Genomic DNA, 10,180 nt, shown 5'->3' on the forward strand with positions numbered 1-10,180 from the left:
TTCCTATAAGATTATTGCAAAAACATAGCTCAGATTTGTTGTGTATATACGTCAAATTTAGGTTTAAAGATATTTTAGATAGCGTTTATTACTCTAATTGGATTTAAGGGATGAACCTTTAATCAAAATCTTACCCAGATAAATAACAGATTGATTATACTTTTCTTTATTTTTTTGAAGATCAATTAGTTGGTTTTCTCCTAAAATTTCTGCTTTATCAGGAATTTTAGAATCGATTTCAAATTTTATTTCATGTTCACCATCAGGTACTTTGAAAGTGATGTATTGACCACGATATCGATTATTACAATATTTATTAAACCTATTGCAAACTTGTTTCTCTCCATCTATAGTTATAACAAGTTGCCCAACTTCTGGGCCTCCTATATCAAAAATCCCAAATACAGTACCTTTAAATTTAAATGAAAACGAAGCTCCTGCCTGGTCAGCCTTTATCACATAAGGAAACCAAGGTTTAAACTCGTTAATATTTTTGGTTTTAATAGGATCAATAATGCTCCATTTATCATCAAATACAGCGAAAGCTTTTGGGTCCAACATTTTTGCGTCTTCCCAATTATCTTCATATAAAGGATTTGGAATATTACATTTAATAATTGAAGTGCTCTTCTGAGTTTTCATGGCATTCATAGCTCTTGCAATAGCTGCTGCGTATAAAGTACCTCCTGCGGTGGTTGGATGTAAGCCATCCTTAGAAAACACAATAACATCTTTAGCATTATCGGGATTTCCTTTCCAAATTAAACTATAATTGGCTTGAAGAAAACCTATACTTAAACCTAAATGAACAGAAGGGATTTCATAATGATTGGCGATTTTTTCTAATCTTTCAACGCTCTTTGGCATATTTCCCGAAAAATATTGTTCAGCTTGACCCTCGCTTATTGTATAAATCAAGCAAATATCAATTGTAGCGTCAAATTTTCTAATCTGTCTAATTATCCCTTCTATTCCTTGCGGATTAGCTCCGTTAACAGCAAACTCAATAAAAACCAAATCAGGTTTATAAACAAGTAATTGATCATGAACTCTACAAGCCCCAAGGTCAGATCCGGTTCCTGATATGCCGGCATTTAAGCCAATCATAGGTGTTTTTGGAAAAAGACTTTGAATATACTTTGCTGTTTGGTTTCTATACATATTGTCTCCTCTAGTGATACTGCCTCCAATAAATCCAATTCTTAAAGAATCTTTAAGGCGAGCTTTGTAAAAAAAATTAGGCAAACCTGTTCTTATGATAAACTCCTCCTTATAATTTACAGTCCCTGTATCTAAAATTGGAGTAGAAGACTCTTTAACATTAAAATACAAGGGCATAGCTCCTGCCTGGCTAGCAGAAATAAGTGCTTCTTTATTGGTTTGCCCTTGAACACTAATTTGTATTAATAAATAAAAAATGATAAAAAGTAAGAATTTAAGAGATGATAATTTTTTCATAATTTGAAATTTAGCGCCAATATTTGTTCTGATATAGTTTGAATTCAATAATAAGTAAAGTGAGTTTTTTCTTTAAAAATATCGTCTTGTTAAAATATAGAATTAAGGTGTATAATGATTTTCAAATTTTAGAAATAATTTTTGGGAATGTTCCCTTTTAATGGTATCGTTCCCAATATAAAACATGAATGATTTAGCATGACGAGCTTAATTTTTAATAAAGCTATAAGTGTCAACAATATGAGACGTTTACCAACTTGCTATATTTATTTAATTTAAAAATTGGTTCTCAGGATATTGTTAAAAGTTTAAATTAACAGAATAACTTAAAAAATCACCTTTCAAAGTTTTACCCCAAAAAATATCACAACTAAGGTTCAGGTTGTGATGTTTCTATTTTTGCTATTTCCAGTTTTGTGCTAAACAAAATTTACAGACATGGAAATAGAAATCTCACAAAAGCAGATCTTATTCAATTTAAGAGTGAGCTACTGTCGGAAATCAAGACCATAATTACACCAAATCAAACAACACAATCTGTTTGGTTGAAAAGTTCGGAAGTATGCAAATTACTTTCTATCTCTCAAGGGACTCTTCAAAATCTACGTATCAGCGGAACTATACAATATTCAAAAATAGGAGATACGCTGTTCTATAAAACCGAAGACATTAACAAATTAATGGAGGGTGGAAATGAAAATTGAATTGAGTCCATTGTTGTTGAGAATTTCTGAAGACCAAAAATTATATCCTTCTCATGGTTTTATTCTCATTGCACTATTTATTGTCTATCAGAAACAAAATTATATCATGCCGTTTCAAATCTCGAGAAGGAAATTAATGGCTTTAGCTAAAATACATTCAATAGCCACATACCATAAATGTATAAAAGAGTTGGTCAATCTAGGCTACATTTTATATGAACCTTCTTACCCTCCTTTAAAAAGAAGTGAGGTTTTTTTGACTGAGCAATTGATTGGATAAGTTGAGAATATTAGAAGAAAATCTTAAGATATTTTTTTCTCGGGCGTTTTAACAGGCTTTCCGTGTTATTTTTTTTTAAAAATCAAAAAAGGATGTCACTTCAATCCTGAACGCTTAAAATAGATAGTGAACTTGCCCTGTTTTAAGAATTGATTAGGAAAGAGGACAGCCTCGTTGAAGCAATCAGTATTCTAAGAGAAAATCAACATTTATGAAAAATAAATTTCAAGTAACAATCTCTGGACAATTTAGGCAATATACACCACCCATGCAATCAGTAATGGTCGCATTCAGGAAACCTTTATTATATAGGCTGCCTCAGGCTGCGTATTTGTTCAGATCAACATATGCCGACCTTCGTGTCGCAACTGCAAATATTCTTGCCAAAATCTTATTTCTAAGAATGTTAAGCGTAGCCATCTTACTCTTTCCAACTTGAACCCTTTTGTGGTAATAAGCACTTAGTTCTGTGTCATAACGTGAAGCACATAAAGATGAAATATGGAGCATTTTTTTTATCTTTTTATTTGCAAGGCTACTTACCTTGGTCTTGCCTCGATAAGTTGTTCCAGATTCATTCTGGAATGGGGCAGTCCCGGCAAAACAAGCAAACTTCCTCCATGTACTAAAACGGGTAAAATTGTGAGTGTAAACAATCATATAAGCTCCCACAATCTTACCAACACCTTTGATGCTTGTAATTAGGTCAAATGTGGTTTTAAGTTCCGGTGTTCTGGAGATGATAAGCTGGATAGTTTTATCTATTTGTTTTTCCTGAACCTTTATCTGCTCAATAAGAGTACTGTAAACAGGAGAGAAATCCAAAACATCGCTATGCATGAGAAATCGTTTTTGCTCATCTTTGGGAGCTTCGAAACCAGCTCTGGTCTTTACCAAGCGGTCACGTAAGGAAAGTAAGAGATGTAACTGCATAATCTCTCTATCAGGGAGCTTTGTTAAGATCAGTTTTTCTCTAAAAGTATAAGCATAATCAGCTATTATTTTGGTATCTATCCGATCCGTTTTCCCCCTGGCAATACCAAGAGACCTTTTAATCTGTAGCGCAGATATCATGCAGAAAGGGATAGAGGCTTTTGCAAGATAGGTGGCAAGAGGAATGGAATAAAGTCCAGTATGCTCAAAACATACTCTGAGTTCTTTACATCCAGAATCGGGAACATGCTTTCCGATCCAGTTTAACAGGGCGTCATAGCCCCTGAAGGTATTGGTGAAAACCTTGTGCTCATTAAAGCCATTGATAAATGCATCAATAGTGGCCTTAGAGACACCAATACCAACAAAAGTTGTTTGTGTCATAACGTTGATAATTAAGTAAATAAAAAAGTTGTACCGACTATAACCGTTAACAGGCCTTAAAGCCTAAAATTCTAAATGGTCTCAGAGCAACATGGTGCTGGCAACAAGGACTCATACCGATTACAGATCTGTCATCTAGCAAGATGTAAAGTTCACCTTGTTGCCGTTACACCAAAGTTTATAAATAATCCCCGAAGTATGATATTGACTATTCGGAGTTTGTGCTAAAAGTTAACATCGAAGTTAACGGCAAGATGTCCGGTTGTATCACACCCGATTTTTTATTGCGCCCAATACTCCGAAGTCGTGGGCGCTGGAAGCGGTAAAAAAAGAAGGAAAAGAGAGAATGGAAAATGAGAAAAAACAAAGTAGAGACCATTGGTTGCATTTAAGACTGACCGAGAAGGAAAAACTACAGATTCATAAGTCATTTTTAAAAACTACCCAAAGAAAATTAAGCGACTACGCCAGAAAGATATTGCTAGGCAAACCAATGATCGCAAGTTACAGAAATGCCTCTATAGATGACCTGATGAACGAGCTCATAAAACTTAGAAAGGATTTGAACGGTCTGGCGAATAACTTCAATCAAACTGTCCACAAGCTCCATACTTTGGATCACGGACTGTCTTTAGAGAGCCTGCTAAAGCACTACGAAAAAGAGCGTAAAATCCTGTTTGAAAAAGTGGAGGAGATGCGGAAAATGACAAACAAACTCGGGGCGGAATGGTTGCGGTAATCAATTCAGGAAGATCACTTCATAATATCTTCAATTATAACGAGAACAAGGTAAAAGCGGGAGTGGCAAAATTTATCCTGGCATCAAATTATCCGATGGATACGGAAGAGCTGACCCTTGCCCATAAGCTGAACCGCTTGCTAAACCAAGCAAAACTAAATGAGAATGTCAAGCGGAACAGCATCCATATTTCCTTGAATTTTGCAGTTGGGGAGAACATAAGTGAAAATAATCTGAAGGCAATTGCCAGTGAATATATGGAAACAATCGGCTTTGGTGAACAGCCTTTTTTGGTTTATCAGCACAACGACGCATCGCACCCCCACATCCATATAATTACCACTAAAATTCAAGCAGATGGGTCACGGATCGACACCCAGAACATCGGTAAAAACAGGAGTGAACCGGCCCGGAAGGCAATCGAAAAAAAGTACAATCTGGTGGAGGCTGAAAAACAAAAGAAACAAGAAAATCCATTAAAACCAATGGATTTGATCGGAGAAGGAGCGACAAAATTAGAGACAAAAAATGCAATTGCCAAAGTACTAAATGCAGTACTGGACACTTACAATTACACCTCTATTCCAGAGCTGAATGCAGTATTAAAAAACTATCATATTGTCGCAGATAGAGGGACGGAACAGTCGAGAGTTTATCAAAAAAATGGACTTTATTATCGGCTGTTAGATAAACAGGGAAACAAAATATGCACACCAATTAAGGCAAGTTTATTCCAACAAAACCCCGGACTTAAGTTTTTAGAGAAGCAGTTTACCCAGAATGAAAAATTCAGAAATGCCTACCGAACTTTGCTGAAATCAAGGATAGACGACCTACTGAAAAGTAACACTATCCAGTCGATTCATGAGCTAAAGGAAAGGCTCGAAAAAGAGAATATTCAGCTGATATGCAGAATAAATCCGGACGGTATTATATACGGATTAACATATATAGACCATCAGAATAAATATGTGTTCAACGGAAGCAAATTAGGAAAAAGCTACAGCGCAAAAGCTGTGCAGGAAAGGTTTGAATCCATGCCTTTACGTCAACTATCCAGATCAAAAGAAGAAGTTTTATCAGGTGGGAAAATACATTTAGAACCACTTGTCTCTTCCCCTGATTATTTTAAAAACACCTTCGTAGAGGTACTGCTTCAGGCTGAAAACTACTACGATCCATTGCCATTTCAGTTAAAGAAAACAAGAAGAAAGAAGCGGAGAAAGAAACAGAATACACGTCTATAACCTAAAATTACTGCCATGCAAACAGGAGAAAACGAACAGGCCTTACGGAAAATTTCAGACATGAGCCGCTTTATCGCGATTATCTTATTGATGCTCCATTTCTATTTTTACTGCTATGGAACATTTATAAGTTGGGGGCTGACAGTGCCATTTACAGATAAGCTACTCCGCCATATCGGGAATACCGGGTTGTTTGAAAAATTCAATTATTCCAAATACTGGGCACTGCTTTTTTTAATGATTTCATCGATGGGAATAAAAGGTAAAAAAGATGATAAGCTATCGTTTAAACCTGCTTTCGCATATATAGTTACGGGATTGATTCTATATTTTTTCAGCAACATTTTATGGAATGCAAGCCATGATTCACATGTGACTTCTGTTTTGTATATGGCTATTACCAGTGGTGGTTTTCTCCTGATTATTAGTGGAGCAACACTGTTGACAAGGGTTATAAAATCTAAATTGAAACCTGATATTTTCAACACAGCGCAGGAAACTTTCCCGCAGGAAGAGCGTCATTTAGAAAACGAATACTCCATAAATCTATCAGCAAAATATCTTTTAAAGGGAAAGTATCGAAAAAGTTGGGTAAATGTTATCAACCCTTTTAGAGGAAACTTGGTGATGGGAACGCCGGGCTCTGGAAAGAGTTATTTCGTCATCAGGCATGTCATTACCCAACATATACAGAAAGGTTTTTCCATGTTTGTTTATGATTTCAAACTGCCCGATCTTTCAATCATTGTTTACAATACTTGGCTTAAATACAAACATCTTTATCCTGTCGAACCATCATTCTACGTCATCAATTTCGATGACCTAAGTCGTACCCATCGTTGCAATCCCCTGGACTCCAAAGCAATGACGGATATTACAGATGCTGCAGAATCAGCGAGAACAATTTTGATTGGATTGAACAGGGAATGGATAAAAAAGCAAGGCGATTTCTTTATAGAATCCGCCATCAATTTTGTGACCGCTATCATCTGGTTCTTGAAGAAATATGAAGGTGGGAAATATTGTACACTTCCGCATGTCATCGAACTGATGCAGGTAGAATATGAAAAACTTTTTGTGTTACTGCAATCAGAAAAAGAGATAGAGGTACTGATAAATCCTTTCATTAATGCGTATAAAAATGAGGCCATGGAACAATTGGAAGGGCAGATTGCTTCTGCCAAAGTAGCAATGGCAAAATTGTCTTCACCTCAGTTATACTACGTTCTTTCGGGAAATGATTTCAGTTTGGATATTAATGATCCTGAAAAGCCGAAATTGGTTTGTATGGGAAACAATCCGCAGAAGATTCAGATATATGGCGCCGTTTTATCTTTATACGTCAACCGTTTGGCAAAGCTGGTGAACCAAAAGAACAAGCTTAAAAGCAGTTTGATTTTTGATGAGTTCCCTACTATTTATTTGAACGGAATCGATAGCTTGATAGCCACTGCAAGAAGTAATAAAGTGAGCACAACATTGGGTATTCAGGATTTGAGCCAGCTAAGAAAAGACTACGGAAGAGAGCAGGCAGATGTCATCATGGGAATAGTCGGGAATGTGATTTCGGGACAGGTTACTGGCGATACAGCGAAGCAACTTTCCGACAGAGTAGGTCGAATTATGCAGGACCGGGAGAGTATTTCAATTAACAGTGGCGACACTTCTATCAGTAGGTCAAAACAATTAGAAGCGGCAGTTCCGGCATCAAAAATCTCCGCTTTGAGTTCTGGGCAGTTTGTCGGAATGGTTGCCGATGATCCACAGAATAAGATAGGACTGAAAGCTTTTCATAACGAGATTTTGAATGATCACAAGGCTTTGAAAAGAGAAACAGATGGTTATGTGGAGATTCCTCAGATAAGGAAGATAAATGCAGGAGTTGTGGAAGGGAATTATTTAAGAATCAAGAATGAGGTTGGCGATATTTTATAGTTAGTATTTGGAATTACAAGTAATCTAAATCCACAATCGAAATTAATTCAGGCTAACTCAGTTATCCTGAATATAACAGGTCTATTTATATTTAATAGTCCATTTCTATTCTTTCTTTAAGTGCTTTCATATCGGCACTTACCTTAATGTCTAATATTTTTGCGTAATGTTGGGTTGTTTTGATATTCGTATGACCTAGCATCTTGGACACAGTTTCAATAGGAACACCATTTAAAAGTGTTACTGTGGTAGCAAACGTATGTCTCGCAATATGGAATGTTACGTTTTTATGTACGCCACATAAGTCAGTAACTTCTTTCAGATATGCATTCATTTTTTGGTTGCTTAGAACTGGTAGAACAGCCTCACTTTCCTCGCACTGAGGATGATTTTGATATTTGTTAAGGAGCTTAATTGCCGTTGGTAGTATGGGGATTTTAGAAGGAACATTTGTTTTTTGTCTTTTAATAGAGATCCATTTTTCTCCATCTATCCCTGTTATGATATCTTGTTTTCTTAGTTGTTTAACATCCACATAGGCCAAGCCGGTAAAACAACAAAATAAGAACACATCTCTTACATATTCCAATCGATTAAACTCAAACTCTTTATCCGCCATCTTTTGGAGTTCTTCCTTGGTTAAAAATATTCTTTCCACTTTTTTAAACTTACTCTTATAGGAGAGAAACGGGTCGTGGTTAATCCATTGATTAGCCACACATATATGGATGATTTTGCCGAAGTTTCGAATATACTTTACAGCTGAATTATTTGCACAATTGCGAACTGATCTTAAATAAAATTCATAATCCATAATGAAAGAATGATCTATGCGATTCAGTTCTATATCTTTTATTTTGAATTTCCATTTAAGGAAGGATAAAGTATGTCTCAGAGATGTTTCATAGCGAAGGTGGGTTCCTTTAGTGTATTCTTTACCAATCAAAGCTCTCATTTTCTCATTATGGTCGTTAAAAACTTCAACCAAAGTAATCGGACGACTAGTAGGCTTTCCAATATATTGATTCCTTATGTTTTCTGCGGTAATTTCTTGATTGCTGTCCTCTAAAAATTTGAAAGCAGAATAAATTTTATTCTGTATTTCGTCGAGACTTGCGTTTAGCGATTTGACTTTAATATTATCCTTTTTGCCTTACATTCTTCCAAAACTGGAATTCCAATGTTTTGGATCGCAATATTGACCGGTACTGGTTTCTGAACGTTGCCCGTTTAATTTAATTCTAGTATAAATTGGGGCAGGACCTGATTGATAGTTTTTTGGCTTTTTTACAAAAAAAAGTAAGCTGAAGTTCGTTTTCATAATGATTCACTAAATAGTTTACAAATTTAGCGTAACAGCGACTTTTAGTCAAGATGTTTAATGGTTAAACTAGTTGATATTCAGTGTGTTGATAGTGTTTTGGTGAGTTATTTGAAAATCTTATTTAACTCACCAGCTCACTCACCAAAACATCATAAAATATGCTTTTTTTGATATTTTTTGACAAATAAAAAAAACCTGCAATCATTTGATTTGCAGGTTTTTAGTTGATTTTGATGTTTTGGAAGTGGACCCGAAAGGTCATGTCGAGTTAATGATACATGCGGATTGCAAATCCGCAGTTATAGCCTGTTCGGGATGCGCTACGCTTAACATTCCCTACAGCGAGTTTGTAGGCTTTTTGCCCTCAGCTTTCCGCCTTAACTCAAAGTATAAACCCTCAAATTACTGTACTCGCCAATCAAAGGCGCCATTTGCCTAAACCCAATTTTACCGCCATTTAAAATCGAACCGAAAGTTTTACCATCATCTGTGTAAGATAAAATAGACAAATCATTAATAAAAAAAGAAATTTTATTATCGAATTTAATGAGTTTTAATTGATAAGGATCAACCACATTATCCACACATGGAATTGGATCGGCACCTTGGGCTACCATGTGGAAACCATAACTTTTCCTGAGGTTGCATAGATTAAAAACCCGCTCGTTAGGTTGTTTTCTGCGGAAGTAAGAAAGGTGATAAGTGTTAATGTCGCCATGGTGGTAATCTCCATATTCTCCTGCTCTTTGCTTTAAAGATTTATCAAAAATACTATGTTCGTTTTTACCTTGTGCGGCAAAAAAAAACATACACAAACCAGGCTCTTTCAAAGGTTTAAATTCCCATGTAATAGAAATATTTGCGGGGAAATCTTTATCACACCAAAAAACGAAATTACTTTTTTGCCCCAAACTAGGGTCCAATTTATTCTCCATTTGCATTTTGCCGTTCGGGAAACTCACTTTTGCTTGTCCCTCCATTATAAAATTGGCTACATCTTTTTCAGAGGCAAGTTCGTTTTCATAAATTAACTTACTGGTATAAATTTCTTTGTTATCAGCGGTGGCCGCAAAAGATAATTTAGGCAATAATACAGAGCCTATACCTGCCCCTAAAATTGATTTTACAAATTTAATACGTGAAAGCATCCTATATTTTTCTAATTTTATTAAGCTT

10 protein-coding genes are annotated in these 10,180 nt (G+C 35.7%); 5 read left to right on the plus strand and 5 right to left on the minus strand.

All coding sequences use genetic code 11. The features are described 5' to 3' along the window. Positions 1–93: 93 nt before the first annotated feature. Complete coding sequence (locus tag I5M32_RS11535) at positions 94–1,458, minus strand: SGNH/GDSL hydrolase family protein (protein WP_200586442.1); 1,365 nt, start codon at positions 1,456–1,458, stop codon at positions 94–96. 416 nt (positions 1,459–1,874) lie between these two features. On the opposite strand from I5M32_RS11535, the gene I5M32_RS11540 reads away from it, so the two are divergent. Both I5M32_RS11540 and I5M32_RS11545 read left to right on the plus strand, forming a co-directional pair. After that, positions 1,875–2,162: a helix-turn-helix domain-containing protein gene (locus tag I5M32_RS11540; protein ID WP_317193128.1), complete on the plus strand. Its 288-nt coding sequence runs from the start codon at positions 1,875–1,877 to the stop codon at positions 2,160–2,162. Next, complete coding sequence (locus tag I5M32_RS11545) at positions 2,152–2,442, plus strand: hypothetical protein (protein ID WP_200586443.1); 291 nt, start codon at positions 2,152–2,154, stop codon at positions 2,440–2,442. The genes I5M32_RS11540 and I5M32_RS11545 overlap by 11 nt, the downstream gene beginning before the upstream one ends. Before the next feature lie 318 nt (positions 2,443–2,760). Here I5M32_RS11545 and I5M32_RS11550 read toward each other — a convergent pair whose 3' ends face one another. Continuing rightward, positions 2,761–3,759: a transposase gene (locus I5M32_RS11550; protein WP_200586444.1), complete on the minus strand. Its 999-nt coding sequence runs from the start codon at positions 3,757–3,759 to the stop codon at positions 2,761–2,763. A gap of 346 nt (positions 3,760–4,105) precedes the next feature. On the opposite strand from I5M32_RS11550, the gene I5M32_RS11555 reads away from it, so the two are divergent. Genes I5M32_RS11555 through mobC form a run of 3 tightly spaced genes read left to right on the plus strand, consistent with a single transcriptional unit; the run spans position 4,106 to position 7,680 of the window. Then, on the plus strand, positions 4,106–4,498 hold the full coding sequence (locus I5M32_RS11555; RefSeq protein WP_200586445.1) for a plasmid mobilization protein: 393 nt from the start codon (positions 4,106–4,108) through the stop codon (positions 4,496–4,498). Next, positions 4,486–5,745 (plus strand): relaxase/mobilization nuclease domain-containing protein, encoded by a 1,260-nt coding sequence (locus I5M32_RS11560; RefSeq protein ID WP_200586451.1) that lies wholly within the window; start codon positions 4,486–4,488, stop codon positions 5,743–5,745. The genes I5M32_RS11555 and I5M32_RS11560 overlap by 13 nt, the downstream gene beginning before the upstream one ends. A gap of 15 nt (positions 5,746–5,760) precedes the next feature. After that, a complete protein-coding gene (mobC, locus tag I5M32_RS11565; protein WP_200586459.1) occupies positions 5,761–7,680 on the plus strand; it encodes a conjugal transfer protein MobC in 1,920 nt (639 codons plus the stop codon). A 91-nt stretch (positions 7,681–7,771) separates the two neighbouring features. On the opposite strand, the gene I5M32_RS11570 is transcribed toward mobC, so the two are convergent. The 3 genes from I5M32_RS11570 to I5M32_RS11575 all read right to left on the minus strand — a co-directional run bounded on the left by I5M32_RS11570 (position 7,772) and on the right by I5M32_RS11575 (position 10,152). Next, entirely contained in the window at positions 7,772–8,668 is an 897-nt protein-coding gene (locus tag I5M32_RS11570) for a site-specific integrase (protein ID WP_317193129.1), read from the minus strand. Between the two features lie 165 nt (positions 8,669–8,833). Beyond that, on the minus strand, positions 8,834–9,001 hold the full coding sequence (locus I5M32_RS16945; protein ID WP_317193130.1) for an Arm DNA-binding domain-containing protein: 168 nt from the start codon (positions 8,999–9,001) through the stop codon (positions 8,834–8,836). Positions 9,002–9,381: 380 nt separating this feature from the next. After that, positions 9,382–10,152 carry a DUF1961 family protein gene (locus I5M32_RS11575; protein WP_200586461.1) on the minus strand — a complete coding sequence of 257 codons (771 nt, stop codon included), beginning with the start codon at positions 10,150–10,152 and terminating at the stop codon, positions 9,382–9,384. Positions 10,153–10,180: the final 28 nt, after the last annotated feature.

Source organism: Pedobacter segetis, assembly GCF_016623585.1.
Classification (GTDB): Bacteria; Bacteroidota; Bacteroidia; order Sphingobacteriales; family Sphingobacteriaceae; genus Pseudopedobacter; species Pseudopedobacter segetis.